General features: G+C 56.4%; 26 protein-coding genes. 6 read left to right on the forward strand and 20 right to left on the reverse strand.

The window, feature by feature from the left end; translation table 11 throughout:
• Positions 1 to 3 precede the first annotated feature (3 nt).
• Complete coding sequence (locus tag ACVDG4_RS01775) at positions 4 to 720, reverse strand: DNA alkylation repair protein (RefSeq protein WP_447233804.1); 717 nt, start codon at positions 718 to 720, stop codon at positions 4 to 6.
• A gap of 6 nt (positions 721 to 726) precedes the next feature.
• Positions 727 to 1,608, reverse strand: coding sequence for an NAD(P)-dependent oxidoreductase (locus ACVDG4_RS01780; RefSeq protein ID WP_428525034.1), 882 nt, complete (start codon positions 1,606 to 1,608; stop codon positions 727 to 729).
• 373 nt (positions 1,609 to 1,981) lie between these two features.
• Here ACVDG4_RS01780 and ACVDG4_RS01785 point away from each other — a divergent pair, with 373 nt between their 5' ends.
• Positions 1,982 to 2,845, forward strand: coding sequence for a LysR substrate-binding domain-containing protein (locus ACVDG4_RS01785; protein ID WP_447233805.1), 864 nt, complete (start codon positions 1,982 to 1,984; stop codon positions 2,843 to 2,845).
• 27 nt (positions 2,846 to 2,872) lie between these two features.
• Here ACVDG4_RS01785 and ACVDG4_RS01790 read toward each other — a convergent pair whose 3' ends face one another.
• From ACVDG4_RS01790 to ACVDG4_RS01815, 6 genes are all read right to left on the reverse strand, one after another.
• Positions 2,873 to 3,463: a LysE family translocator gene (locus ACVDG4_RS01790; RefSeq protein ID WP_447233806.1), complete on the reverse strand. Its 591-nt coding sequence runs from the start codon at positions 3,461 to 3,463 to the stop codon at positions 2,873 to 2,875.
• Between the two features lie 75 nt (positions 3,464 to 3,538).
• Positions 3,539 to 4,696 carry a trans-sulfuration enzyme family protein gene (locus tag ACVDG4_RS01795; RefSeq protein ID WP_447233807.1) on the reverse strand — a complete coding sequence of 386 codons (1,158 nt, stop codon included), beginning with the start codon at positions 4,694 to 4,696 and terminating at the stop codon, positions 3,539 to 3,541.
• 84 nt (positions 4,697 to 4,780) lie between these two features.
• Entirely contained in the window at positions 4,781 to 5,608 is an 828-nt protein-coding gene (locus tag ACVDG4_RS01800; protein WP_008190950.1) for an ABC transporter permease, read from the reverse strand.
• Positions 5,605 to 6,318, reverse strand: coding sequence for an ABC transporter permease (locus ACVDG4_RS01805; RefSeq protein ID WP_133947030.1), 714 nt, complete (start codon positions 6,316 to 6,318; stop codon positions 5,605 to 5,607). The genes ACVDG4_RS01800 and ACVDG4_RS01805 overlap by 4 nt, the downstream gene beginning before the upstream one ends.
• A gap of 134 nt (positions 6,319 to 6,452) precedes the next feature.
• Positions 6,453 to 7,229 (reverse strand): ABC transporter substrate-binding protein, encoded by a 777-nt coding sequence (locus ACVDG4_RS01810; protein ID WP_209175070.1) that lies wholly within the window; start codon positions 7,227 to 7,229, stop codon positions 6,453 to 6,455.
• A gap of 216 nt (positions 7,230 to 7,445) precedes the next feature.
• Complete coding sequence (locus ACVDG4_RS01815) at positions 7,446 to 7,889, reverse strand: hypothetical protein (protein WP_447233808.1); 444 nt, start codon at positions 7,887 to 7,889, stop codon at positions 7,446 to 7,448.
• A gap of 206 nt (positions 7,890 to 8,095) precedes the next feature.
• On the opposite strand from ACVDG4_RS01815, the gene ACVDG4_RS01820 reads away from it, so the two are divergent.
• On the forward strand, positions 8,096 to 8,743 hold the full coding sequence (locus ACVDG4_RS01820; protein ID WP_447233809.1) for a glutathione S-transferase family protein: 648 nt from the start codon (positions 8,096 to 8,098) through the stop codon (positions 8,741 to 8,743).
• Positions 8,744 to 8,748: 5 nt separating this feature from the next.
• On the opposite strand, the gene ACVDG4_RS01825 is transcribed toward ACVDG4_RS01820, so the two are convergent.
• Complete coding sequence (locus ACVDG4_RS01825; protein WP_447233810.1) at positions 8,749 to 9,681, reverse strand: LysR family transcriptional regulator; 933 nt, start codon at positions 9,679 to 9,681, stop codon at positions 8,749 to 8,751.
• 154 nt (positions 9,682 to 9,835) lie between these two features.
• Here ACVDG4_RS01825 and ACVDG4_RS01830 point away from each other — a divergent pair, with 154 nt between their 5' ends.
• Positions 9,836 to 10,834, forward strand: coding sequence for an MBL fold metallo-hydrolase (locus ACVDG4_RS01830; protein WP_447233811.1), 999 nt, complete (start codon positions 9,836 to 9,838; stop codon positions 10,832 to 10,834).
• A gap of 39 nt (positions 10,835 to 10,873) precedes the next feature.
• Here the strand turns inward: ACVDG4_RS01830 and ACVDG4_RS01835 are convergent, their stop codons facing one another.
• The 8 genes from ACVDG4_RS01835 to ACVDG4_RS01870 form a co-directional block, all read right to left on the reverse strand.
• Complete coding sequence (locus tag ACVDG4_RS01835) at positions 10,874 to 12,151, reverse strand: molybdopterin molybdotransferase MoeA (RefSeq protein ID WP_447233812.1); 1,278 nt, start codon at positions 12,149 to 12,151, stop codon at positions 10,874 to 10,876.
• Positions 12,148 to 12,669 carry a molybdopterin-guanine dinucleotide biosynthesis protein B gene (mobB, locus tag ACVDG4_RS01840; protein WP_447233813.1) on the reverse strand — a complete coding sequence of 174 codons (522 nt, stop codon included), beginning with the start codon at positions 12,667 to 12,669 and terminating at the stop codon, positions 12,148 to 12,150. Before mobB ends, ACVDG4_RS01835 begins: the two co-directional genes overlap by 4 nt.
• Positions 12,666 to 13,319: a molybdenum cofactor guanylyltransferase MobA gene (mobA, locus tag ACVDG4_RS01845; protein ID WP_133947037.1), complete on the reverse strand. Its 654-nt coding sequence runs from the start codon at positions 13,317 to 13,319 to the stop codon at positions 12,666 to 12,668. Before mobA ends, mobB begins: the two co-directional genes overlap by 4 nt.
• Positions 13,316 to 14,194 (reverse strand): formate dehydrogenase accessory sulfurtransferase FdhD, encoded by an 879-nt coding sequence (gene fdhD, locus ACVDG4_RS01850; RefSeq protein ID WP_133947038.1) that lies wholly within the window; start codon positions 14,192 to 14,194, stop codon positions 13,316 to 13,318. Before fdhD ends, mobA begins: the two co-directional genes overlap by 4 nt.
• A 66-nt stretch (positions 14,195 to 14,260) precedes the next feature.
• Positions 14,261 to 15,430, reverse strand: coding sequence for a benzoate/H(+) symporter BenE family transporter (locus ACVDG4_RS01855; RefSeq protein ID WP_447233814.1), 1,170 nt, complete (start codon positions 15,428 to 15,430; stop codon positions 14,261 to 14,263).
• A 106-nt stretch (positions 15,431 to 15,536) separates the two neighbouring features.
• A complete protein-coding gene (locus tag ACVDG4_RS01860) occupies positions 15,537 to 15,995 on the reverse strand; it encodes a BLUF domain-containing protein (protein WP_133947703.1) in 459 nt (152 codons plus the stop codon).
• 208 nt (positions 15,996 to 16,203) lie between these two features.
• The gene (locus tag ACVDG4_RS01865; protein WP_447233815.1) at positions 16,204 to 16,794 is read right to left on the reverse strand and encodes a GNAT family N-acetyltransferase; all 591 of its coding nucleotides are present in this window, start codon (positions 16,792 to 16,794) and stop codon (positions 16,204 to 16,206) included.
• A 38-nt stretch (positions 16,795 to 16,832) separates the two neighbouring features.
• Positions 16,833 to 17,513 carry an SDR family oxidoreductase gene (locus ACVDG4_RS01870; protein WP_447233816.1) on the reverse strand — a complete coding sequence of 227 codons (681 nt, stop codon included), beginning with the start codon at positions 17,511 to 17,513 and terminating at the stop codon, positions 16,833 to 16,835.
• A gap of 265 nt (positions 17,514 to 17,778) precedes the next feature.
• Between ACVDG4_RS01870 and ACVDG4_RS01875 the strand changes: the two genes are divergently transcribed.
• From ACVDG4_RS01875 to ACVDG4_RS01885, 3 genes are all read left to right on the forward strand, one after another.
• A complete protein-coding gene (locus tag ACVDG4_RS01875; protein ID WP_447233817.1) occupies positions 17,779 to 18,927 on the forward strand; it encodes an Mrp/NBP35 family ATP-binding protein in 1,149 nt (382 codons plus the stop codon).
• 71 nt (positions 18,928 to 18,998) lie between these two features.
• Positions 18,999 to 19,877, forward strand: coding sequence for a DMT family transporter (locus tag ACVDG4_RS01880; RefSeq protein ID WP_447233818.1), 879 nt, complete (start codon positions 18,999 to 19,001; stop codon positions 19,875 to 19,877).
• A 101-nt stretch (positions 19,878 to 19,978) separates the two neighbouring features.
• Positions 19,979 to 21,223 (forward strand): multidrug effflux MFS transporter, encoded by a 1,245-nt coding sequence (locus tag ACVDG4_RS01885; protein WP_447233819.1) that lies wholly within the window; start codon positions 19,979 to 19,981, stop codon positions 21,221 to 21,223.
• Positions 21,224 to 21,327: 104 nt separating this feature from the next.
• Here the strand turns inward: ACVDG4_RS01885 and moaA are convergent, their stop codons facing one another.
• The 3 genes from moaA to ACVDG4_RS01900 form a co-directional block, all read right to left on the reverse strand.
• Positions 21,328 to 22,317, reverse strand: a complete 990-nt coding sequence (moaA, locus tag ACVDG4_RS01890; protein WP_447235072.1) for a GTP 3',8-cyclase MoaA — start codon at positions 22,315 to 22,317, stop codon at positions 21,328 to 21,330.
• Positions 22,318 to 22,563: 246 nt separating this feature from the next.
• A complete protein-coding gene (locus ACVDG4_RS01895) occupies positions 22,564 to 23,016 on the reverse strand; it encodes a MarR family winged helix-turn-helix transcriptional regulator (RefSeq protein WP_447233820.1) in 453 nt (150 codons plus the stop codon).
• Positions 23,009 to 24,115 carry an Acg family FMN-binding oxidoreductase gene (locus tag ACVDG4_RS01900; RefSeq protein ID WP_447233821.1) on the reverse strand — a complete coding sequence of 369 codons (1,107 nt, stop codon included), beginning with the start codon at positions 24,113 to 24,115 and terminating at the stop codon, positions 23,009 to 23,011. The genes ACVDG4_RS01895 and ACVDG4_RS01900 overlap by 8 nt, the downstream gene beginning before the upstream one ends.
• Positions 24,116 to 24,231: the final 116 nt, after the last annotated feature.

Consider the following 24,231-nt stretch of genomic DNA (forward strand, 5'->3'; position numbering starts at 1 on the left):
CACTCAGTCTTTGCTGTTCAAAAGACGCTGGCGCACCTTGTCAGAGTTCAGTTCCCGAAACGCTTCGCGTCCTACCCGCCTTACGGTTTTGTTCTGATCTTCAGAAAGCTCTTCAGCGAGCTGAAGGGCAGGGCCATGCAGACTGGCAGACCGCTTTCCGATCTGGCGCAAGGCCCAATGCACCGCCTTCCAAACGAAATTTCGGGGGTCGCTGGCAGCTGTTCTGATCAGTGGCAGGTAGCTGAGGAACTCGGTGTGCGGCGATTTTTTCGCGTGAACGGCCCGCCAGGACATCAGCGCAAAGGCTGCTCGCCGGAGGAACTCTTCTTCTTCGGCTGCGAGGGGGGCGATCAAGCCGTCTGATCCTTCCCGCCGCGCCAGGACGTTGGTCAACTGATCGCAGTGGTCCCAGGAGCTGATTTCGGACAGCCACCGCAGTGCGCGTTCATCTGTAAAGGCCGCTTGCGGAATGGTCAAAATAGCGAGCAGACGCGCTTCATGATACCCGCTGGCCCAAAGCTCATCAGCCAGGTTTTCGTGTTTGCCAATGCGCCGCGCCAAGGGACGCAGCTCTGCCATTGGAACGCCGAAGGCTTTGGACGTTTCAATGCCAAACCGCGCCATGCCGGCGCGGTTTTCTTCTGAGCCCAAGGCCGTCAAGGTGTCCAGAACACGATCAACAGACCAGTCTTCACCGGAAGGTTTTGGACGCCGGGACATGCAGACTTAGCTTTTGTCGGCGTTCCGCAAGCGGGCGACCAAGCTGGAGGTGTCCCACCGGTTTCCGCCCATGGCTTGCACTTCTGCGTAAAACTGGTCAACCAGTGCGGTGACCGGTAGGCGAGCGCCGGTGTCGCTTGCGGTTTTCAGGCAGATACCCAGGTCCTTGCGCATCCAGTCGACGGCAAAACCATAATCGAATTTGCCGTCGCGCATGGTTTCCCAGCGATTTTCCATCTGCCAAGACTGTGCTGCACCACCGCGAATGGCGGAGATGACGGTCTCCACATCAAGGTTTGATTTCTCGGCGAAATGAATGGCTTCAGACAGTCCTTGAACCAGTCCGGCGATGCAGATCTGATTGCACATCTTGGTGAGCTGTCCGGCGCCGCTCGGACCCATCAAGCCGACAAACTTGGAAAAGCAATCGATGACCGGCTTGGCTTTGTCGAAGACATCTTCATCTCCGCCGCACATGACGGTCAAAACGCCATTTTCAGCGCCGGCCTGGCCGCCTGAAACGGGCGCATCGATAAAACCGCAGCCCTTTGCTTTGGCCGCTTCATAAAGTTCGCGTGCGACCTCTGCGGAAGCCGTTGTGTTGTCGATGAAAATCGCGCCGTCTTTCAGGCTGTGAAACGCGCCGTCCGGGCCAGTTGTGACAGACCGCAAATCATCGTCATTGCCGACGCAGCAGAAGACAAAATCACAACCCTCAGCGGCTTCCTGCGGGGTCTTTGCGAAGGCGCCGCCATACTCGGCCGCCCATTTTTCTGCCTTCGCAATTGTGCGGTTGTAGACCGTGACGTCATGGCCGCCTTTGGTCTTCAAAAACCCGGCCATCGGGTATCCCATGACCCCAAGACCGATGAATGCCACCTTTGCCATGATTTTGCTCCCCATGCAGACGAAGGCCCGGCTTGCCGCCGGGCCTCGGTGTTCAGATGTTCGGCAAAGTTCTAGGGCATCTTGATGGACTTGTCAGTCCCCCGCTCAGATCCAATACGGGCCGCGACGCCACAAGCGTGTGTGACGTGTTCTTGCAGCCGTTTGCTGATCTTGATGCTGTTGGGTAGCAGGATCAGGGCGTGTGTTTTGTGTGAAGCGTGTTGCCTCAAAGAAAGAACGGGCATAAACGTTAAACATGATCTAACATCCTTCTATCCGGTTGACTGGAGATAATGTGCGTTTTCTGGCCTTCTTTAGCGAGTCAGGAAGATTTTCAATATGTAAGGAAATCTAATATATGGATTGGCGCAACATGCCCCCGCTTAACAGCCTTCGTGCATTTGCGACTGTCGCGGAAAGCAAAAGCCTGTCCGCTGCCGGACGTGAGTTGAACGTCACACATGCAGCGATCAGCCAACAGGTGCGGGCTCTGGAGAAACACCTTGGTCTTCCGCTGGTCGCCCGGGCAGGACGCGGAATCGAGCTCACGGACGAAGGGCGGCAGCTCTATGAGGGCCTTCGAAAAGGGTTTGAAACGATCGGTGAAACCGTTGAGGCCATTGGCGCAAGCGGAGAAACCCGCCCGCTGAACATCACGATGACTCCCTCATTTGCAGTGAGTTGGTTGATGCCAAGGATCAACGATTTCCGGCATAAACATCCAGGTGTCGAACTCATGCTCAATCCGAGCGCCGAGGTGACCGAACTGGCGCCCGGTGGTACGGACCTTGCCATTCGTTTCGGAAAAGGCAATTGGCCTGGATTGGAAGCCGAACTGTTCTTGGCGACCAATTTCGTGGTTGTCGGGGCGGATTGCCTGATTGGCGACCGGAAAATGGAAAACCCGGAAGATATCCTGGAGTTTCCCTGGCTCCAGGAATACGGGACCAACGAGCTTGGCGTCTGGTTGGAGCGGCAAGGGGTTGTTCCGAAAAACAAGCTGAGCGTTACGCACCTGCCTGGCTACATGGTTCTGGAAGGTCTTCGCCGAGGGGAAGGCATCTCCGCCACTGCGAAGGCTTTTATCCAGCCTGACATTGATGCAGGAAATCTAAGGGTGCTGTTTGAGGAGGGCCTCTATCCGGGGACAGGGTATTATTTGGTCACACGGCCTGGCGTAAAGCGGCCCGCCCTGAAGAGCTTTATCAGCTGGCTCCGCTCGATGATGCAGGAATGAGCAGAGCAGTCTTTTTGTTGCGGCGGGTTATTTGGGTGCAAGCAACGCGAGACCGACCACAATCAGCATTGAAGTTGCCATGGCGATGTTCACCCGCCGTTGCACATGCGGGGCAAGATTGAGCCTGTGGATCGTCATTCCAACATATAACCAACCAAAATGAATCGGGATCCAGATCAGGTTCATAATCAGGAACTTAAGTAGAGTTTCGGCGATCAAACTCGACGGCAAAAAAGCAAATCCCGCCAGCAAGGTTGTGTTCACGGCATAGGCCTTGGGGTTGACCAACTGCAGTGTGACGCCCGCCCAAAAGCCAGGCGCGCTTGGTGCTTCCTTGAACGCAATACGCGTTCCCGCAAAGGCAATCCGATGGGCAAGGTAAAGGAGGTAAAGCACCGAGGCGATCAACAGACCTGCGCGAATGTTTTCATTCGCCAGGATTACGGTCGCCATGCCTGACACAACGGCAATTGCAACCAAGTTTGTGCCGACAAACAGCCCGCCGATATAGCGAGCGCCGGGACCAAAACCGAACGCAGATCCTACGCCTGCGACCGACAAGACACCGGGCCCAGGAGTGATGATCAAGAAGAAAACAGCAAGAGCGAATGTGATCATGCGCGTCCTCCTCTCGATCTGTGTGGGATCAACGGCTTATTGCGATTGACTGTCTGGTTCACCCAGGATTATGGATTAGATTGCTTTCAGTGCCGCATCGAAGTCGGCAATCAGATCATCGATATGTTCGATGCCAAGCGAGAGCCGCAGGAGGTTCCCCGGGATACCGGAAGTTTCGCCTTCAATGGAGCGGCGGTGCTCAATGAGGCTTTCCGTACCACCCAGCGATGTTGCCCGCTGGAACAGCGTCAGCGCTCCGGTGACCTTGAGAGCTTCCTCTTTGCCGCCCTTGGTCTGAACGGACATCAAAGATCCATATCCGCCCGACATCTGTGCCTTTGCGACTGTGTGATCTTTGTGTCCTGGAAGTCCGGGATAAAGAACCTTCTCGATCTTTGAGTGCGTCTCAAGATGGTCTGCCAAAGCCTGTGCGTTGGCATTCATGCGCTCAACGCGAAGGCTCAGCGTTCTGAGGCCCCGCAGCAACAGCCAAGTTTCGAACGAGCCCATCACGGCGCCGGCCATCTTGCGTTCCGCCTTGATGAAGTCCCAGGCTTCGGACTTGGCATCTCGTGCAGTGACAACACCACCAAGCAGATCGGAGTGGCCGTTCAGGGCTTTGGTTGCGGAATGCATGACCAGATCCGCGCCAAGTGAGAGCGGCTTCAGGATCAGCGGTGTTGCGGCTGTGGCGTCCACCGCAAGGACAGCGTTTGCTGCCTTGCAGAGTTCCGCGGCTTTCTCGATGTCGGCGACCTTGAGGTAGGGATTGCTTGGAACCTCTAGCCAGACAAGGTCGGGTTTGGTGATGGCCAGTTCGTCGCGGAAGGTTGCAAGATCGCTCGCATCGCACTCAACCAGGGCGATGTTGTTGCGGGCGCAGTGTTCGCGCAGGAACAGCGTTGTTCCCCAATATATTCCGGACTGAGCCATTAAAGTGCCACCGGGTTTTACAACCCGCGCAACCGCTGCGACAGCCGCCATGCCTGAAGAGAACAGCCGGCTTTCCGCGCCGTTTTCCAGCGTTGCGAGCAGATTCTCCGTCTTGCGGAAAAGGTCGTTGTCGTCCCGGCTATAAAGGTGATCGTCGCTCACCAAGGCGTAGTTTTCGTCCCGCACAAATGTTGTCGCCACCGGAATGGGAGGCACAACAGCGCCGGTCGCGGCATCGAACCCTCCGCCGCCATGAGCGAGGAGCGTGTCAGCGTGAAGCGGTGGTTTGTGTGAGGACATGAATGGCTCCATCACCGCGCCCAGTGTCGAGAACAGATGAGCGGGTTTATCAATATTGAAGAATTGGAGAAGCGGTGAGGGGGCTCACCGCTTCAAGTGCCGGGTCAACCGGGCTTCGATCTTGTCCCAGATCCGGCGCAGCGTTTCCACGATCAACAGATAGGCAACCGCCGCCCAGATGTAAGCCTGGAAGTCGTAGGACCGCGAATAGGCACGGCGGGTTTCGCCCATGAGATCGTAGATTGTCACGATTGAGGCAATGGCCGATCCCTTGATCATCAGGATGATTTCGTTGCCATAGGGCCGCAAGGCGACCATCAAGGCCTGGGGCAGGATTATCTTGAAGAAAATCACATTTCTGGAGAGCCCAAGAGCTTCTCCGCCCTCCCACTGGCCTTTTGGTACGTTCTGGATCGCGCCACGCAGGATCTCGGCCTGATAGGCCGCCGTGTTCAGCGAGAATGTAAAGATCACACAGTACCAGGCGTCCCGGAAGAACCACCAGAGACCGGCAGCTTTCAGCTCTTCGCTGAAGGATCCAAAGCCGTAATAGACCATGAACGCCTGGGCGAGCAGAGGCGTGCCGCGGAAGAAGTTCACATAGGCATAGGCCGGCCAGGAGAAGATTTTCAGTTTTGACGCGCGCCCGGCTGCAATCGGCACCGAAAGCAGCGCCCCCAGCACCAGTGAGACGCTGACGATCTGGATCGTGACGATGAAGCCATCGACATATTCAGGCCAGTACTTCTGGAAAAACGGGCTCGCGACATTCGAGCCAAGAAAGTACAGCAGATAAAGACCGGATAGGATCCAAAGCGCCATCAGGACATGGCCGGCGATCCGCAGGTTGGTCCACTTTTTCTGCGGTGGTGGCGGGCGTGTCATGCCGGTTGAGGGATTGGCTGCGATCATCTTGCGGCGTCTCCCCGTTTGGACCAGCGTTCAATGCGGAGCAGCCCCACAGAAGAAATCATGGTCAGAAGGAGGTAGATGACCAGCACCAGCCCGAAGAACAGGAACGGCTCTTTGGTCACACGGGCAGCAATTCCGGCTTCGCGCACCAAGTCAGCCAAGCCGATCACGGACACAAGCGAGGTTTCTTTCAAAAGGATTAGCCAGAGGTTTCCGAGCGCGGGCAAGGCAAGGCGGATCAACTGCGGCAGGATGATCAAACGCATTGTCTTGTAGCGCGACAGGCCAAGCGCGTAGCCGCCTTCATACTGGCCTTGCGGAATGCCGTTAAATGCGGACAGGAAGGCTTCGGAGGCATAGGAGGAAAACACCAAAGACAGCGCAACCATCCCTGCGACGAAGGAGTTGACCTCGAAGTAGATGTCGTAGCCGAGCAGCTTGATGAATTCCTGGATGGCGATTTGAACGCCGAAATAGACCAGGAACAGGGTCAGGAGCTCAGGAAGGCCACGGAAGATTGTTGTGTAGATGTTGGCCGCCAGCTTGAGGCTGGGTTCGGACGAGTTTTTGGCCAGTGCAATCAGAAAACCAAGGATAAGACCGATCGGTAAGGTCGCGAGCGCCAGCGATACGGTGATCAGCACACCTGAGGCAATCGTGTCACCCCAGCCTTGTTCCCCAAAAGATAACAGCGTCAAAGCTTCATTCATGAGCCGGCGCTTCTTTCTGTTTTGTCGTTGTTAGTCCAGCCGCCCCTCCGGCTGGCAGCGTGAGGACCACCTCACGATAAAGCGTGGCCCGGAGGTCCGCGCCACGCTTCAAAGGTTTTCACACCGCGATCAGATTAGCCGCCGTATACGTCGAAGGAGAAGTACTTGTCGTTGATTTCTTTGTACTTTCCGTTCGCAATGATGGCTTCGATCGCTGCGTTGAATTTGTCTTTCAGCTCATCTTCGCCCTTGCGGATCGCGATGCCGGCACCTTCACCGTTGATGACCGGATCGGACTTCAACGTGCTCAGAACTTTACAGCATGCACCGTTGTCGGTTGCGAGCCAGTCGGACAGAACCACAACGTCTTCGATCACAGCGTCGATACGGCCGTTTTCGAGATCCAGCTTGTATTCGTCAGCAGTCGGATACAGCTTCAGTTCGGCATCCGGGAAGTGCGCTTCCGCATAGTTGGAGTGGGTCGTGGAGGACTGTGCACCAAGAAGAATGCCGCTCAGGTCTTCCTTGGTCACACCGGTCAGCTTGGTGTCTTTCGGAACACCGATTGCCGGCGGGGTGTTGTAGTACTTGTTGGTGAAGTCGACCTTCTGCTTGCGCTCTTCGGTGATCGACATGGACGCGATGATGGCGTCGTATTTGCCAGCTTGAAGTGCCGGGATCATGCCGTCCCAGTCCTGAGTGACGAATTCGCACTCGACCTTCATTTCTTCGCAAAGAGCGTTGGCGATATCGATGTCGAAGCCAACAAGCTGACCGTCAGCGGTCAGGGAGTTGAACGGAGGGTAGGCGCCCTCGGTTCCGATGCGGACCTTGGACCAGTCTTTTGCAGTTGCGCCACCAACCGTGGCCAGGACTGCAACCGCAGCTGCGGCCATACGCACAAAACGCATATTGATTCCCCTAGTATTTTGTTTGGGTTTCAGGCGGGTTCGTCCCGCCTTTTTGCCCGAAGGCCCTATTCCATACACTTCGATCCAAATTTCAAGCATGCCCATGAAAAAAACACAGCGGAAATTTGCCTTTTTTTGATCCAATTAGGCATGCCGTAGGGAAATGCTGGCCGGTTGGCGAACATTGTTGTTTGGTTTTGCTCAATATTGAGACAATTATCTTTCGCGGCCCATATCGATGCTGTTCGCCAAGAGAGCAGTATCTTGCCGTGCTCCAGCGGGTTCGCTCGCATCCGCAGGGTTGGCGTCGGAAATGGCGAGCACCGAGGCCAGAGAAATGACGGGCTTGAAGAGAGCTGATCTGCTGGTGCTTTCGTCAGAAGATGGCGCAAATACGGGCTGTCGGCTTGCCTCAGCGACTTTTTGCTCAAACTGGGCACGCTCTGCTTCTGGAAGATTGTCCAGATCCTGTTCGCTCAGTCCATGCTTCTCAAGTTTTAGGTGGCGCAATTTCTGATCTTCGGGCAGCGCTTTCCACTCTTCGTATTGGCGGGCGAGTTCTGCCCTGATCTCAGACATGTTGAAAGGAGATTTGGACGAAGAAAGAGGTTTGTTGGTTTGGGCAACGGTCAAAGTCTTGGCTGCTGCGGAAACGGTCATTGGATGTATGTCCTTAAAAATTAGAAACGCATGTTCCAATGCAAACAGCATGCCGTTGTCCACCCATGAGACTTCCTTATGGGATTGATGAACTTATTCAATTTGAAGCGGCCGCCGGGTGCCGGTAGGACAATATCGCCCGGCACAGTTTGCCGGTCGCATCTCATGACACAATCTGGAAACGGATTTGAAAGCGGGTGGAGCAGATGGCCGAATTCGAACTCTTCATCGGGAACAAGAACTATTCGACCTGGTCGTTCCGGCCCTGGATCGCGATGCGGCACAAGGGTATTGCGTTCAAGGAAACGCTTGTTCCCTTCGATTTTGAAAACGGCAATCCGAAGTTTCGTGATTTCTCGCCAAGTATGAAAGTGCCTGTGCTGAAGCACGGTGATCTCACGGTTTGGGACAGCCTTGCGATCCTTGAATATGTTGCCGATTGTGAACCTGAGACGGGACTTTGGCCGACGGAACTTAAATCGCGTGCGCACGCACGGGCGGTTTCGGCTGAAATGCATTCAGGCTTTCCAGCGCTGAGAGCCGAATGTCCGATGAACATGCGCCGTCCGGCTGAAAAGCGGTCCGTCAGCGAGGCCGTCCATGCGGATGTCGGCCGGATCCTTGAGATTTGGGAAGAGTGTCTCGAGGCCTCTGGTGGACCGTTTTTATTCGGCGATTTCACGATTGCAGATGCCATGTATGCGCCCGTCGTGAGCCGCTTTGACACATATGGCCTCAGCGATGCGCCTGTTGCCGCCAAATACAGCCAAACCTTGCGCGGACTTGACGCCTGGCAGGCTTGGGAGGCCGAGGCTCTCAAGGAGACGTGGGTCGTCGCCGTCGATGAGGTTTAACGGGCTTATTCCGCTGCAGCCAAATGCGTGGTCGGGTCTGCGAAGGCCTGCTGCTCATCCAGATGAGCTTGAAGGTCCGAGACAAACTGGCGGACTTTCATTGGTATGAAGCGGTAAGACGGATAAACCGCGTGGATGGGATGAACACCATAGGACCAATCCTCAAGGATCAGTTCCAGTTCTCCCGTTCCAAAGTGCGGCGCTGACAGCCAGGTAACTGCGGTGGAGATGCCCAAGCCTGCGATTGCTGCACGGCGGAGGGCCGCAGAATTGTTGATCACCATCGTTGGCGACACAGCAATCTTGGCTGCCTTTCCTGTGGGGCCGACGAGGTCGATGGATCCAGCCTCGGCGATATGCGGATAAAGCAGGAAGTCGTGCGTTTTAAGATCTTCCGGTGTCTCGGGTCGCCCCCTCCGGTTCAGATAGTCTGGTGAGGCGACAAGGCATCGTTTCATGTCGCCGAGCTTCTTGACGATCAACCGGTCGTCACGCAAATGCCCCATGCGAATGGCGACATCAATCCGTTCCTTTTGCAGATCCACCATGGCGTCCGACAGTTGCACGTCGAACAAGATGTTTGGATAGGCCGCCTTGAACTTGGTCAGGAAGCCTGCCAGCTCCGGCTCTGTGAAGGCATACGGCAGGCTGACGGTGAGGCGGCCACTCATTTGGGCTTCATTGCTTTGTACCGACCGGTCCGCCTCGGAGAGCTTTTCCAGAATGTCACTGGCATAAGAGAAATAGCGTTCCCCCGCCTCGGTCAAAGACAAGCGCCGGGTCGTGCGGTTGATCAGCCGTGTTCCGAGCGTGTCCTCCAGGCTTCGGACCTGTTGACTGACCGCTGGCTGTGACACGCCCAAGTGCGTTGCGGCCGCGGAAAAGCTGCCCAGTCTCACCGCGTTCACAAAACTGCTGAGCGCGCTCAATTTGTCCATTTCAGTCTCCTGAAGCCGCCAGAAAATATAATTCATAAGTTGGGCTTCTGGTTCTTATAAATAATCTCCGGCTTTAAAATCCAGAAGAATAAATCAATTAAAGGGCACGGCCTCTTTAGGGGGCGGATTGGCAGAACGGCATTGGAGAACAGGTATGACCGTTGAAACAATTTCCATGAACCGGCGCGGCTTCTTGGGCGGCGCCATGACCGGCGGTGCTGCACTTGGCGCGGCAAGTGCTTTGAGCCTCGTCCCGGCATCAGCACATGCGGCAGCGCCTTTGGCTGGGTCACCAATGGCGGGTGCTTTGCGGCGCAAAGTCGGTGACTTCGAAGTGACTGCGCTCCTCGACGGTTATCTGCAACTGGGTCCAGAACTTTTCGTTGGCTACGAAGAAGAAACTGCGGCGAAACTTCGTGAGGCGGCCTTTATTGAAAGTCAGGCCCTCACAGGACCGGTGAACGCTTATCTCGTCAACACCGGCGACAAATTGGTGCTGATCGATGCGGGCACATCCGACAAGATGGGGCCGACACTGGGGCATCTAAGCAGTGCTTTGTCCGCAGCGGGTGTCACGCCGGAACAGATCGATGCGGTTCTGATCACCCATATGCACCCGGATCACCTTTTCGGCGTGCTGACACCGGCGGGCGAGAAGGCGTTCCCGAATGCTGAATTGCTGCTGCCTGAGCTGGATAACACCTTCTGGTACGATGATGCAGCAATGAACGCAGCGCCCGAACAGTTCAAACCGTTCTTCCTTGGGGCTCGCGCAAGCGCAGATGCCTACAAGTCCACCCAGACACTGTTCAATCCGGGAAAGGAACTCTTCCCAGGTATTACTGCGAAGGCTTTGCCGGGCCACACGCCTGGACATGTCGGTTTTGTCATCGAAAGCAACGGCGAACAGCTGATCATTGCGGCGGACGTTATTCACGCAACGACGTATCAATTTGAGCATCCGGATTGGGCGATTGCCTTTGATATTGATCCAGCGCAGGCAATCGAGACCCGGAAGAAGTTCTTTGATGAGATTTCGGCCGACAGGGTGATGTTTGCCGGAATGCACATCCCGTTCCCGGGTTTTGGCTATCTCGCCAAGCAAGGCGATGGCTACCGCTTCGTTGCAGCGGACTGGCCGTACACTTTCTAAAGGACTTCTCAAAGAGGTAGGAGCGCTTGGACGGCGCTCCTACAAAACACCCATGCCGGAGAACGGCAGGAAGGTGACCAGCTCACCGCGTTTTACAGAGGTTGCGTCTTCCGGGATCTCGATCAGCCCGTCCGCTTCGCGCAACCCCGTGATGAGGCCAGAGCCGTCTCGGTCGAACTTGCGGGCGATTGTCTTGCCGTTTTCGTCGACACCGAGGATGCCTCTGTAGAACTCCCGGCGATCAGGTTTCTTCTTTGGAACCGCGAAGTCCGCCGGGGCCTGGAACCGTTGTGGTTCCACAAAACCACCACCACCCAGAACACTGATGACTGGGCGGCCATAGAGCAGAAAACAGACCATCGCTGCGACCGGGTTGCCGGGCAATCCAAGAAATACGCAGTTTCCGATCTGGCCGAACATCATTGGCCTGCCCGGCTTGATGGCGAGTTGCCACATGTGCCGCTGGCCTAGCTTTTCAAGCGCGGTCTGCATGTGATCTTCTTCACCGCGGCTTGCCCCGCCGGTCGTTAGGATGATGTCAAAGGTCTTTGAGGCTTCCGCCAGAGTGTTTTCGACAAGACCGGCATCGTCCTTCAAGATCCCCAGATCTTCGATTTCGACCGGCAGCCCGGCGGCGAGGCTTTTCAGCAAGTAGTGATTGGAATCGTAGACGTCCCCGACGGTGATCAGATCGCCGGGTCGGCGCAATTCATCGCCGGTTGAAACGAGCGCGACTTTAAGCTTTCGATACACCGTGATTTCGGCAAGTCCGGTCGATGCAATTGCCGCAAGGTCTTGAGGCTTCAGCCGGTGGCCGGAGGTCAATATCTTCGTGCCCTCGGCAACATCTTCCCCGGCCTTCCGGCAATTGGCACCTTTCTTGAGGCCTTGGGGCACGATGACGAAGTCTTCGCCGTCCTGGCTGTGGGTTTCACAGTCTTCCTGCATGGCGACCGAGTCAGCGCCCGGCGGCATGACGGCTCCGGTGAAGATCCGGGCGGCGCCCCAAGGCGCAAGCATTTCATTGCTGGCATGTCCGGCGGCAACACGTTGGCGCAACCGGAAAAAACCACCGGCTTCATCATGGTCCGCAAATCGGAATGCATACCCGTCGACAGCGGAATTGTCGGCGAGCGGAATGTTGCGCGGCGCGGTGATGTCTTCTGCCAGGATCCGGCCGAGCGCATCGCCCAGGGGAATGGTCTCCAACGCAGCCACCGGCGCAAGCCGGTCTTTCAGAATAGCCAGGGCTTCAGCGTGTTTCAGCCGGTCCTTGTCGTGCAGAAAGCAGTCGTTCAAGAGAGGCTTGGCCGTCATGACTGGACACTCTGGAGGCTGAGGTGGCTGGTTATGAAGTCGGCAAGACCTGAGATGTCGTCAAGATCATAAACAGGCAGCGCTTCGTCAGGAATTGCATGATCAGCAGCAACAGCCAAAATGTACGGGTCTTCGGGCGACAAGGGTCCTTTGCTGGCCGATTCCGTGCGTCTTGCTTCAATCTTCGGATGGTTTTCCCGCTTATACCCCTCGATGAGGATCAAGTCGCAGGGTGCCAGGCGCGGGAGGATTGCTGACAGCGGTGGTTCTTCTTCCTCGCGCAGCTCGTGCATCAAGGCCCAACGGCGGCCGGATACAAGAGCGACTTCAACGGCGCCAGCTTCCCGGTGCCGGTAACTGTCGGCGCCTGGCCGATCGATATCGAAGTTGTGGTGTGCGTGTTTGACTGTAGACACCTTAAGACCACGGGAGGTGAACTCCGCCACCAGCCGGGTCACCAATTGCGTCTTGCCGGAGTTCTTCCAGCCAGTAATTCCGAAGACAGGCGTTGATATCATGAGGACAAAAGGCTCGCCGCGTTGCGGGCCGTCTCAAGATCATCCGGCCGGTTGGCATTGAAAAACGGATCCAGGCCGGTCGCCTGATCCAATTCGAAACCGACTTCGATGCTGTCATGCCGGTCGACAAAGGCCAGTACCTTGCCGCTTTGTCCCGTCGACAGCCAGTCGTGCAGATCGTTATAGAGCGCGACCGGCCAAAGACCAAAGACCGGGTGGAGTTTGTCAGACGAACTGGCGAGCGCGATCACCGGTTTGTCGCCAGGAGCCGCTTCCAGGAAACGATCAACAAGGTTAGATGGATAGAACGGTGTATCACCGGCGACTGACACGACATGACTGACGTGAGGAAGATTGCGCCGTGCGTGATCAAGTCCTGCGAGAACACCAGCAAGAGGACCGGCAAAGCCGCCGATCGGGTCAGGCTCTACCGGAAGCCGGAACTGGGCAAACCGCTCGGGGTCGCCATTTGCATTCAGGACAATCTGCGAGACCTGCGGGTTGAGCCGATCCAGAATGATCTCCAGCATCGATTTGCCATTGAGATCAATCAGCGTCTTGTCGCCGCCGCCCATCCGGCGCGATTGCCCGCCCGCGAGCACACAGCCGAGGACACGGTCTTTGGAGAGCCGAGCATTTGCCGGGGTCATTCCGCTTTTTCACTCCCTTTCCGGCCGGAACTACGGGGTTCGTCGTCCGCAAGCGCGGGATCCATATCAAAGTCAATCCGTTCAGAGCCGGATAGTACGACGAATCTCTTGCCCCGCGCCCGGCCAATCAAGGTCAAACCGGCTTGCTGGGCAAGTTCCACGCCCCAAGCGGTAAAGCCGGAGCGCGACACGAGAATTGGAATCCCCATCATGACAGTCTTGATGACCATTTCGGATGTCAGACGTCCTGTTGTGTAGAAGATCTTGTCGTCTGCCGGGATCTTGTTCAGCTCCATCCAGCCGGCAATCTTGTCTACAGCGTTATGGCGGCCGACATCCTCCATGTAGACCAGCGGCTGGTCATGACGGCACAACACGCAGCCATGGATCGCACCAGCTTCCAGATAAAGCGACGGTGTTGTGTTGATCGCCTTGGTAAGCGCATAGAGCCAGGATGTTTTCAGCCGGGCGTCCTTTGCAAGGTCGATGGTTTCAAAGCCCTCCATGACATCACCGAAAACGGTGCCTTGTGCACAGCCGGAGGTCCGGACCTTCTTCTTCATCTTGTCTTCGAAGTTGGTCTCGCGCTCTGTGCGAACGATAACCACTTCGAGATCATCATCGTATTCGATCCCAGTGATGACATCGTCGGGTGCCAGCATGTTCTGGTTTTTGAGATAGCCGACGGCAAGCAGATCCGGGTGATCGCCGATGGTCATCATCGTGACCACTTCCTGGGAATTCAGAAACAAGGTGAGAGGTTTTTCGGTGACCACTCTTGTGTCGACCTCGGCACCGGTATGGTCGACCCCGGTCACGGTGGTCGAAAGGGCGGGATTGAAAGGGTCGGGTTGCAGTATGTAGGGCGCCGTCACAGGCACAGAACTCCAAAGTTGTTTCGTCTGGAAGACTATGGGAGCCAAAGGGGGAAGGGCAAGCACTTAAGTCTGTTTTCGAAAGCGCATAAGTGCCGTGAACACTCCCCCTGCAAGAAGTCCCCAAAAGGCGCCGGACACTCCGAAGAAGCTGACGCCGGAGGCCGTGATTGCAAAGGTGATGATCGCGCTGTCCCGCGTTTCGGCCTCTTTGGTCGCTTCACCGATTGAAAACGCAAGCGCGCCAAGCAAGGCAAGACCTGCCACGGCTTCAATCAAGATGCCAGGTGTTGCGGCCACGAACGCCATGACCAAACCGGCGAAGAAACCGAACAGGATATATATCACACCGGCAAACACGGCCGCCCAATAGCGGGCGGCTGGATCCTTGTGCGCATCTTCACCGGCGCACATGGCGGCCGTGATTGCGGCAAGGTTTACGGCGTGCCCGCCGAACGGGGCCGATACCAAGCTGAACACACCGGACAGTGTAAACAAAGAGCTGCTGTTCGGCTGGTAGCCGAAGGCCCTCAAGACCGCGATGCCCGGTATGTTCTGAGACGCCATCGTTACGATGAAAAGCGGCAGCGCAATGCTGACCAAAGCCTCGAAAGTGAACACGGGGAGGATAACAAGCGGTTGGTTGATGAGAGGCGTTTCTCCAAGATCGAGCGAACCGCCGGTCAAAAACGCAATGCCGAAGGTAACGACCATGGCCAGCGGGACGGCGTAGAGCCTGGCAAAACGGACAGCGATTGCCCAGGTCAGGATCACCGCCAATGCATAGACCGGCATTTCACCAACCGCCCGCACCGGAGCAAGACACAGCCCGAAAAGAACGCCCGCCAGCATGGCATTTGCAAGTGGACTTGGGATCGCTGCAACGGCGCGCCCAAAAGGACGGATCAGGCCTGCCAGAATGATCAGGACTGCGCAAACAATAAACGCACCAACCGCAGCCGCGAAACCGCCGTCGACTGCACCGGCGGATGCAAGCAAGGCTGCACCGGGGGTCGACCAGGCAATGCTGACCGGGATCTTTGTCCAGAGCGATGCGACGACAGCGCAAAGGCCCATGGAGATGGACAAAGCCATCAGGCCGCTGGTTGCCTCAGCGGGCGTGGCTCCGGTGGCATTCAACCCCTGGATAACGATGGCAAAGGAACTGGCAAAGCCGACGATTGCGGCGAGCAGTCCGGCAGAAAAGGACTGGAAGGACGGGCGTGCGGCAGACATGAAAATGTGATTCCAAGGAAAGGGAACCACACCCTAGTCTGCACGAAGTAAGGATGACCAGATCAGTTCAGCCGCAAACCGTTCTCTTTGGAGTTCGGGTCGGGGCTCAGATCATCAACATGTCGTTGGTCATCCGGCCTTCGCGTAGCTCCTTGGCGAAGTGGCTGAGCGCCAGGTAAGCCTCATCGCGGGTGACTTCACCTGGATGATCAAGAAGTGGGCGGAGTTCTGCATGCCGGGATGCAGCAATGCCATCCGTCAGATCGCGGAAGAACATCAGGGAGTTCGGAAACAATCGGTAATCGGCCGGCTCGTGAATGATGCCCTCAATGTCGTGGAGGCGAGGATCGTTCATGACACAGTACACAGTGTCGAGTACCGGTCCGGTGTAGCCTTCCAGGACCTGAATAATGTGTTGATCGACAAGAAGCAAAGCCCCGGTCACACCTGCACGGCGGTTGATGCGCCGAATGCGCAACAAGGTCTTGTCGATTTCATCCGGCAGGGGCAAGCGCATGTTGTCCCATTTGATCTTGCTGCGGTAGCAGGCCCGGTAGAGTTCCATTGCTCGTGTCCCATCCAATCCCCGATAAGACCAGCCTGCGCTTCAATTCCTCACATTTGCTTAAAATTTGAATCAAATTGGAAGAAGAGGACCTGTTTTCGACAGGTCCTCTCTTTGGTCTGACGATTCCGGTGCTGTTGATTCAAAAGATCAGCATCAAGAAACCTGTGCACAAATACATTGGCTGATCTTCTTGTGTGAAAGCGGCTCAGATGTCTCGCGACAGCTTGAACATTAGGCCGTTTTTAACTGCTGGCCATTCGTGTGGAAGAATCGAATAGACCGCCGTATCCCTCAATGCACCATCTGCGGATCTTTGGTGGGACCGCAAGACGCCATCAAGGCGTGCGCCAAGCCGCTCGATGGCTGTCCTGCTCTGCCGGTTCAGGAAGTGGGTCCGGAACTCCACCGCTATACAGTCCAGCTCTTCAAAGGCGTGCGTGAGCAGCATCAGCTTGCACTCTGTGTTGAGGCCGGTTCGTTGAACAGACTTGCGATACCAGGTGGAGCCGATCTCGACCCGTTTGTGAACGGGATCGATGTTCATGTATGTCGTCATACCGACCGCCTTGCCATCCGGTGTCAGAACCGCAAAGGGCAACATCGAGCCGGCCTCCTGCAATCCGAGGCGCCGCTCTATTTCTGCCCGAACGTCTTCAGGCTTCGGAATGCTCGTATACCAGGCCTTCCATAAATCCCCTTCGGCCGAAGCTTCTGAAAGATCGTCCGCGTGTTCAAGGCTGAGAGGAACGAGAGAGACATGTGTACCGGTCAAGGTAATGGGTAAGGGCCAGGACATCGAATGATCCGCTAGTTTGTTGGTGCGTTGGTTGTCTATCAGAAGGGCCGTTCTTCTCCGCTCCATTTGAAGAACTTGCCGGTGTCTTTCAACGTGAGGGTTTCGCTTAAGTTCAGAATGCCCGAAGCAACATCGGCCGGGCAATTGTCGGCCTCCGGTCCGCCCATGTCGGTGCGGACCCAGCCCGGATCGATCAAGGCAACTGGAATCCCTTCGTTTTCGAGCTCTGTTGCCAGACCTTGCATCACCTTGTTCACAGCCGCCTTGGATGCGCGGTAGGCAATACGGTCGGACTTGCGATAGCCCATCCAAGACATCTGGCTGGAGACCGTGATGATCGTTCCCGGTTTGCCTTTCAGGATGTGAGGCAGAAAGGATTGGCTGACGGCGAGGGGACCAAGGGTGTTGATTGCCAGCGTTTCGTGAAAGCCGTCATAGTCCATATCGAGAGGGCTTTGCCGGTCGGGTCCGATTATGCCCGCATTGTTGATCAGGACGTCGATTGAGACGTCGAGTGCTTCTGCAGCTGCTTCCACGGCCTTGTGATTGGTAACGTCAAACACGAGAGGCGAGACTTTGCCGTCAAAGGCTTCAGTGACTTCGCGGGCGGCCTCCGCTGACCGGACAGACCCATACACAGTCCAGCCCTTGGCAAGAGCGGCGGTGACGAGTTCGCGGCCAATTCCGCGATTGATGGCGGTAATCAGACAGGTGGTCATATATTTTCTCGAAAGGTGGTTGTTCAGGCGACTGGGCCGAAACTATCCGGACTGCTTGGGGGAGGGTCAAGGACAACATTGTCCTCTCTCCGCAAGGGGGACAATGTTGAGCGCTCAACACACCTTGTAACGCGCAATCATCAACCCTAAGAAACAGAATGAAATCACCTTGAAAGGTGAAAATCATAAAATAAGGTGATTTAGGGCCGATATGGCACATCAGCGGAGGAGCGCTGCGATCACCTGAGACCGATAGGACGCATAAATGAGTGAAACCATAAAAAGTGCCGTGATGGACCGGCTGCGCCAAATCAAAGGGCCTGACCTGGAGGGCGACATCGTCTCGCTTGGACTGGTTTCAGATGTCTTCGTGTCCGATGGCCGTGTCGCGTTTTCCATTACCGTCCCAGCTGCGCGAGCTCAGGAACTGGAACCTTTGCGTCAGGCGGCCGAGAAAGTCGTGAAGGAAGTTGAGGGTGTTGAAAATGCCATGGTTGCCCTGACTGCGGAACGCGCGCCCGGTAGTGCCCCCGCACGTCCGCCGCAGCCAGCGCCTGCGCCGCGAGCACCAAGACCCCCGCAAGAAGAACAGGCCTCCGCCAAACCGGGTGTTCCGGGGATTAAACACATTGTTGCCGTGGCGTCCGGAAAGGGCGGTGTTGGCAAATCGACCACAACTGCGAACCTCGCGCTGGGCATGGCCGCGAATGGTTTAAAGGTCGGTGTTCTCGATGCCGACATTTATGGACCGTCCGTGCCGCGGCTTTTCAATGTTTCCGGACGTCCGGAAGCCTTGTCCGGCCGCATGCTCAAGCCGTTGGAAGGCTATGGCGTCAAGGTGATGTCCATGGGCTTCATGGTGGAAGAAGAAACCCCGATGATCTGGCGTGGTCCGATGGTGATCTCCGCGCTCACTCAGATGCTGCGCGAGGTTGCCTGGGGCGAGCTCGATGTCCTCGTGGTCGATATGCCTCCTGGAACCGGCGATGCGCAGCTCACAATGGCCCAACAAGTGCCGCTCGCAGGGGCAGTTATTGTCTCGACGCCGCAAGATCTTGCCTTGATTGATGCCCGCAAAGGGCTTGCCATGTTCAAAAAGGTCGACGTGCCGGTTCTCGGCATCGTTGAAAACATGAGCTACTTCCTCTGCCCGGATTGCGGCAGCCGCCATGACATCTTCGGCCACGGGGGCGCACGCGCCGACGCTGAGCGTCTTGGTGTGCCGTTCCTAGGAGAGGTGCCGTTGGCGATGAAGATCCGTGAGACGTCCGATGCAGGAACGCCAATCGTTGTGTCTGATCCGGAAGGCCAGTCTGCGCAAATCTACAAAGAGATTGCGGGCAAAGTGATGGCCGGCATCGAAGGCGGGACGGACGGTGCAGATCGCGCAGCACCCGCGATTGTTTTTGAATAGTCCGCGCAATAGTTTAGTTTGGATCGGGCAGGGGCGGTGTTCCTGCCCGAATTTCTTTTAAAGGCATTTTTATGGACCATCCGAGCAACAGCCGGGCGATTGCAGCGATGCTGATCGCCATGGCTGGCTTCATCTTGAACGATACGCTGGTCAAGATGGCTTCTGACGCGGTGCCGCTCGGACAGATTATTCTAGTACGTGGTTTGATCTGCATCGCCGCGCTGGGCGTTGCCGGTGCCGTGACCGGGCTGTTTCACAATGCGCGTGTTCTGGCGCATCCAGCGGTACTGGTTCGGGCACTCGCAGAGACAGCGGCCACCATCCTCTATTTGACGGCGCTCTTCCAGTTGCCGATCGCCAATGCGACTGCGATTCTTCAAGTGTTGCCGCTCGTGGTAACAGCCGCAGCAGCGGTTTTCCTAAAAGACGCGGTTGGGTGGCGCCGATGGAGCGCGATCCTTGTTGGTCTGATCGGTGTGTTATTGATCATCCGGCCGGGGTTGGAGGGCTTCAATGCGTTCTCCCTTCTGGCGCTGGCAGGTGTTGGCTGCATGGCGCTGCGGGATCTTGCAACCCGTCAGTTGCCAAAGGATGTCCCGACCCTCGGTGTCGCCTTGGTAAGTTTTATTGCCGTGACGCTGCTTGGTACCTTCTTAACCGTGCAATCCGGCTGGACGGATCTGTCTTTGGTGGAATACGGCTATCTCGGCGGGGCGGCTGTTTTTGTCCTGGCTGGATACGTCTTCATTATTCTGGCGATGCGCCTTGGGGATATCGCCGTGGTTGCGCCCTTCCGGTACACGATCGTCGTCTGGGCGATTTTTCTGGGCTACCTTGTGTGGGGCGATGTCCCGGATGGAATCACATTGGTAGGCATTGCTATCGTCATCGCTTCCGGCACCTACAGCTTTTTCCGCGAGCGCAAAGCTGGCGCAGCGGATACAAGATGATATGCAACTATCGCGATAGTTGGTGCCGCCTTCAATTAATAAGATTGATTTTTTGAGAGCGCCTTCCTAAGGTCTGCGTTCAGCGAAAAGAACACTTTCAAATGGCCTCAGATCTGACTGCGCATACAACCCGGGAACCCAAACGGATCGCGTTTGTTGTCATGCTCATGGGCATTTCGACATTGTCTCCCTTTGCGATGAACATCTATCTGCCATCGGTCGATGGCATGATGAGTGCGTTCTCGGCCACTGCTGCTGAGATTCAGCTCACATTGGCTTTCTATTTCATCGCAATTGCTGGAGCGCAGATTTTTTTGGGGCCGATCTCCGATCAGTTCGGCAGGCGCCCTGTTGTTGTTGCCGGAATGGTGCTGTTCGTTATCGGCAGCGTGTTGTGTTTGATGGCACCGACAGTTGAGGCCCTGATAGCTGCCCGGATTGTTCAAGCGATCGGCGGCGGGGCCGGTCTCGTTCTGGCTCGTGCCATCGTCCGGGACGTCTACGGACGCGACAAAGCAGCCAGCATGATCGGTTATGTTGCTATGGGCATGGCCGTCGCGCCGACCATTGGGCCCGCGATTGGCGGTTTTCTCGACGCGCATTACGGTTGGCGGGGCGGTTTTGTGTTGATGCTGATTTTTGGGATCGGCGTGACCATTTGTGCCTGGCTGTTCCTTCCCGAGACCAATCAGCACAAAAAGGCGGTCAGTCTGAAGCAGATCGGGCAGGGCTACGCGGACTTGTTCAAGGTGAAGATGTTCTGGGTGTATTGCGGAGCATCGACCTTTATGGCCTGGCTGTACTTTGCCTATCTCGGCGGCGCCCCGTTTGTGGCGGCCGGTGTGTTCAATATGGTTCCTGCGGAAATCGGCCTTTATCTGATGGTCGTCTCAATCGGCTATATCATCGGGAACTTCATCACCGGCCGAATTGCAGCTCGAGTAGGGATTGCCCGGATGATCGCACTCGGTGTTATCACGGGTGTCTTTGGGGTATCCCTTCTTGTCGTTGGGACTTTGACAGAAAGCCTTACCGGGGCATTGTTCTTCCTGCCGATGTTTTTCATCGGTCTGGGCAATGGGCTTGGCATTCCAAGCGCCATTTCCGGAGCTGTGAGCATCCGCCCTGATCTTGCCGGCACGGCATCCGGAATGCTCAGTTTTCTCCAGGTTGGCGCTGGTGCGCTGGTCTCAAGTGCCGTCGCTTACATGTTTTCGGCCGACATTGCCGGTGGTGGTGAGATGCCGATGATCCTGGTCATGGTTGTCGGAGGTGTTTTCGGACTGGCGTGTGTGCTCGCCGTTTTTCTCGGCGAGCGTCAAGACACACCTTATGAAGACCGTTGATCAAACACTAGGCACGTTTGTCGTTGCTGCGCGGCTAAACTGCCGCGCAACATGTTTCTTGCTGCTTCGCGTTTCTGGTTTCCCGAAACGAATGAGACCCGAGATTAGCCGCCCGTAACGCTCATATGACGGGAAACCGCCGGCTGATTGCGCTCCCGGTCAATGACAAAGTCGTGCCCCTTTGGCTTGCGCCCAATGGCCTCGTCGATTGCGTCACTCAGCAGTTCGTTGCCCTCTGAGGCGCGCAGAGGCGCACGCAGGTCTGCCATGTCATCCTGACCCAGGCACATGTAAAGCTGGCCCGTGCAGGTCACGCGGACCCGGTTGCAGCTTTCGCAGAAATTGTGGGTCATCGGAGTAATGAAGCCGAGGCGGCCGCCGGTTTCCTCAACCGTGACATAGCGCGCCGGACCACCGGTCTTATAGGGGATGTCCGTCAGGGTGAAGCGTTCGGAAAGGCGTTGGCGCACGGTGGAGAGCGGAAGATACTGATCGGTGCGATCTTCGTTGATCTCGCCGAGCGGCATGGTCTCGATCATTGTGAGATCGTACCCATGCTCATGGCACCAGGACATCATGCTCTCAATCTCATGCTCATTCACTTGTTTGAGCGCGACCATATTGATCTTGATGGCAAGTCCGGCTTCCTTGGCAACTCGGATGCCGTCCATAACTTTGGCAAGGTCGCCCCAGCGGGTGACCGCCTTGAATTTCTGCGGATCGAGCGTGTCGATGGAAACATTGATCCGGCGGACACCGCAATCATAAAGCTCGTGGGCAAAGCGGGCGAGCTGGGATCCATTGGTGGTGAGTGTCAGCTCGTCCAGAGCGCCGCTGTCCAGATGCCGTCCGAGGCTGCGGATCAGGCTCATGATATTTTTGCGCACCAGCGGTTCACCGCCAGTCAGGCGCAGCTTGCGGACACCCTTTTCGATGAAAGCGGTGCACAGGCGGTCCAGCTCTTCAAGGCTGAGAACTTCGCGCTTCGGCAGGAACGTCATGTCCTCTGCCATGCAGTACACGCAGCGGAAATCACAGCGGTCTGTTACGGAGACCCGCAGATAGGAAACGGCGCGGCCAAAGGGATCGATCATCGGTTTGGGCCTTGCGGATGTCTCTGGTGCCGCCGGTTTCGAAACCACGATATTGCCGTCTGTCACGTTCCGCTCTCCCTCAGAATTGTCTTTGACGGCGGGTCTTCGCCCGCTCCTGCATCATATGGAACAAACCGGTATGTTTTCAAACAAAACCGGAGCCAAATGGTACAGTTCCGAATTATGGGTAAACTGGTTAGTGTAGTTCTGTCAATCGCGCGCGAGCTTTGCAGGTCACCAGTGTAATCAACTCTCGTCGCGATATGCGTCCATGAAACTTCTGATTTCCGCCAGAAGCGGCAGAATCTCAGCGATTTTTTCCTCCGGTATCGCCGATTTTATCGCCGACATGTCCGGGTCAATCGAGCGGATTGCCGTCTCACGGAATTGTCGTCCGGCTTCGGTGAGCCAGACTGTTTTGCTGCGGCCATCTTTTGGGTTGGGGCGCATGTCAACCAAGCCATGATCCAGCAAACCGCTTAGTGTGTGGGTCATCGTCGTCTTGGGGACCTGGAAAGCTTTGGCAAGGGCAAGTGGCGTTTGACCGTCCTTGACCCGTATCAGGTGATTGATCACGCTGAAGTGGGGCAGGGTCAGGCCCTTCGGCAGCCGGGCTTCCATGGCAGCCCGGCTCAGTTGGGCGATAATGCCGATTTCATTGAAAAAACTGAACAGCGTATGGCGGGACGCGTTATCCATTCATCATCCGTGTTTCAAGGGGCCAGCGCGGCGTGCGGGCGGTTTGCGGCCCGAATCCCAATCGTCCAAGCATCTGAACAGTTTCTCCGGGTTTGGCAAGCAGGCGGTGCGCTTCAGCATGATGCGGGGTCATTTCATCAAACTCCTGCAGCGCCTGGCTCACCGGGTGAAGCGCCAATCCGAGACGTGTCGTGTCCAGGTTGAGCCTCAGCCAGCGGCGGCCAGCCTCTATCTGATCCTGCCGCGTGTTTGCTGGCGTTGTCAGGCTGATATAGGCGGGCGTTGCATGGAGCATTGCCTGGTACATTTTCACGCCCTCCTGAAATCCTGTGGACGCCGGATCCAGCTGACTGTCCTTGGTCAGAAGACCTGCCACCATGAGGCTTTCCAGGAACGGACCGCCGAGATCAATACCGTCCGGATTTGCATTGATTTCTGCTTTGCCGAAGCGCATCAAATCGACGCTTTCCTTCAAGGTCCGGTGGGTGTTTATTTCCGTTAGCCAGGCCTGCCATGTCAGGTCCTTGATGCTTTTAACATCCGCCGGATTGGTCCAGACCGAGCCATAGGTCTGGAGTTGCGCCGCCATGGCATCTGGAACCGGCGTGTTCTGAAAGGGCTCCTTGCAAGACCGGCGGTCCATGATATGCGCACCCAATGGATCTGCGTCCGCCCCGTCGATCAACACTACGTCCGCGATTGGACCATCAGTTCCCTCTGGAAAGAGCGAAATCTCAGTCGAAAAGCCTTTGAGGCTAGCGGCAATGGCCATTTGCTCCAGGAAGCAACCGAGACCAATGAAGATCTGCCGGTGATAAGGGTCAGTGTGAGGGAGATCCCGCGCCGGATCTCTGTGCAGCCGGAATGTGTCCTTGTCAGTCAACTCGATCAGCCAGGGCTGCCGGTTATGCGGGTTTGGAGCAAGCAAGGCGTAAGACAGCGCAAACAGCCGCGGATCTTCGTATCCGCCCGCGCTGCTCCACGGTTTGAGCGCCTTTTCTGGAGTCCGGGTTGCGAGAAATGTGCCGGCCGATGCGGTGGCGGCAACTATCAGACCACCTCCAAGGAGGGCGAGCGTTTTGCGGCGGGAAACTGACATGGAAGGCTCCTATATGATGCGATATCGCACTATATAATGCGATACCGTACTAAATCAAGTGTGGTGTCAGACGTTCGGTTTTTGGGAGCATGTGCTTTTAAAGTCAGAGAAAAATT

The organism is Roseibium sp. MB-4 (genome assembly GCF_053005265.1).

Coding starts and splice junctions, on each gene's coding strand:
- ACVDG4_RS01775 (WP_447233804.1), bottom strand. CDS start 720: ATGTCCCGGCGTCCAAAACCTTCCGGTGAAGACTGGTCTGTTGATCGT.
- ACVDG4_RS01780 (WP_428525034.1), bottom strand. CDS start 1,608: ATGGCAAAGGTGGCATTCATCGGTCTTGGGGTCATGGGATACCCGATG.
- ACVDG4_RS01785 (WP_447233805.1), top strand. CDS start 1,982: ATGCCCCCGCTTAACAGCCTTCGTGCATTTGCGACTGTCGCGGAAAGC.
- ACVDG4_RS01790 (WP_447233806.1), bottom strand. CDS start 3,463: ATGATCACATTCGCTCTTGCTGTTTTCTTCTTGATCATCACTCCTGGG.
- ACVDG4_RS01795 (WP_447233807.1), bottom strand. CDS start 4,696: ATGTCCTCACACAAACCACCGCTTCACGCTGACACGCTCCTCGCTCAT.
- ACVDG4_RS01800 (WP_008190950.1), bottom strand. CDS start 5,608: ATGATCGCAGCCAATCCCTCAACCGGCATGACACGCCCGCCACCACCG.
- ACVDG4_RS01805 (WP_133947030.1), bottom strand. CDS start 6,318: ATGAATGAAGCTTTGACGCTGTTATCTTTTGGGGAACAAGGCTGGGGT.
- ACVDG4_RS01810 (WP_209175070.1), bottom strand. CDS start 7,229: ATGCGTTTTGTGCGTATGGCCGCAGCTGCGGTTGCAGTCCTGGCCACG.
- ACVDG4_RS01815 (WP_447233808.1), bottom strand. CDS start 7,889: ATGACCGTTTCCGCAGCAGCCAAGACTTTGACCGTTGCCCAAACCAAC.
- ACVDG4_RS01820 (WP_447233809.1), top strand. CDS start 8,096: ATGGCCGAATTCGAACTCTTCATCGGGAACAAGAACTATTCGACCTGG.
- ACVDG4_RS01825 (WP_447233810.1), bottom strand. CDS start 9,681: ATGGACAAATTGAGCGCGCTCAGCAGTTTTGTGAACGCGGTGAGACTG.
- ACVDG4_RS01830 (WP_447233811.1), top strand. CDS start 9,836: ATGACCGTTGAAACAATTTCCATGAACCGGCGCGGCTTCTTGGGCGGC.
- ACVDG4_RS01835 (WP_447233812.1), bottom strand. CDS start 12,151: ATGACGGCCAAGCCTCTCTTGAACGACTGCTTTCTGCACGACAAGGAC.
- mobB (WP_447233813.1), bottom strand. CDS start 12,669: ATGATATCAACGCCTGTCTTCGGAATTACTGGCTGGAAGAACTCCGGC.
- mobA (WP_133947037.1), bottom strand. CDS start 13,319: ATGACCCCGGCAAATGCTCGGCTCTCCAAAGACCGTGTCCTCGGCTGT.
- ACVDG4_RS01855 (WP_447233814.1), bottom strand. CDS start 15,430: ATGTCTGCCGCACGCCCGTCCTTCCAGTCCTTTTCTGCCGGACTGCTC.
- ACVDG4_RS01860 (WP_133947703.1), bottom strand. CDS start 15,995: ATGGAACTCTACCGGGCCTGCTACCGCAGCAAGATCAAATGGGACAAC.
- ACVDG4_RS01865 (WP_447233815.1), bottom strand. CDS start 16,794: ATGTCCTGGCCCTTACCCATTACCTTGACCGGTACACATGTCTCTCTC.
- ACVDG4_RS01870 (WP_447233816.1), bottom strand. CDS start 17,513: ATGACCACCTGTCTGATTACCGCCATCAATCGCGGAATTGGCCGCGAA.
- ACVDG4_RS01875 (WP_447233817.1), top strand. CDS start 17,779: ATGAGTGAAACCATAAAAAGTGCCGTGATGGACCGGCTGCGCCAAATC.
- ACVDG4_RS01880 (WP_447233818.1), top strand. CDS start 18,999: ATGGACCATCCGAGCAACAGCCGGGCGATTGCAGCGATGCTGATCGCC.
- ACVDG4_RS01885 (WP_447233819.1), top strand. CDS start 19,979: ATGGCCTCAGATCTGACTGCGCATACAACCCGGGAACCCAAACGGATC.
- moaA (WP_447235072.1), bottom strand. CDS start 22,317: ATGATCGATCCCTTTGGCCGCGCCGTTTCCTATCTGCGGGTCTCCGTA.
- ACVDG4_RS01895 (WP_447233820.1), bottom strand. CDS start 23,016: ATGGATAACGCGTCCCGCCATACGCTGTTCAGTTTTTTCAATGAAATC.
- ACVDG4_RS01900 (WP_447233821.1), bottom strand. CDS start 24,115: ATGTCAGTTTCCCGCCGCAAAACGCTCGCCCTCCTTGGAGGTGGTCTG.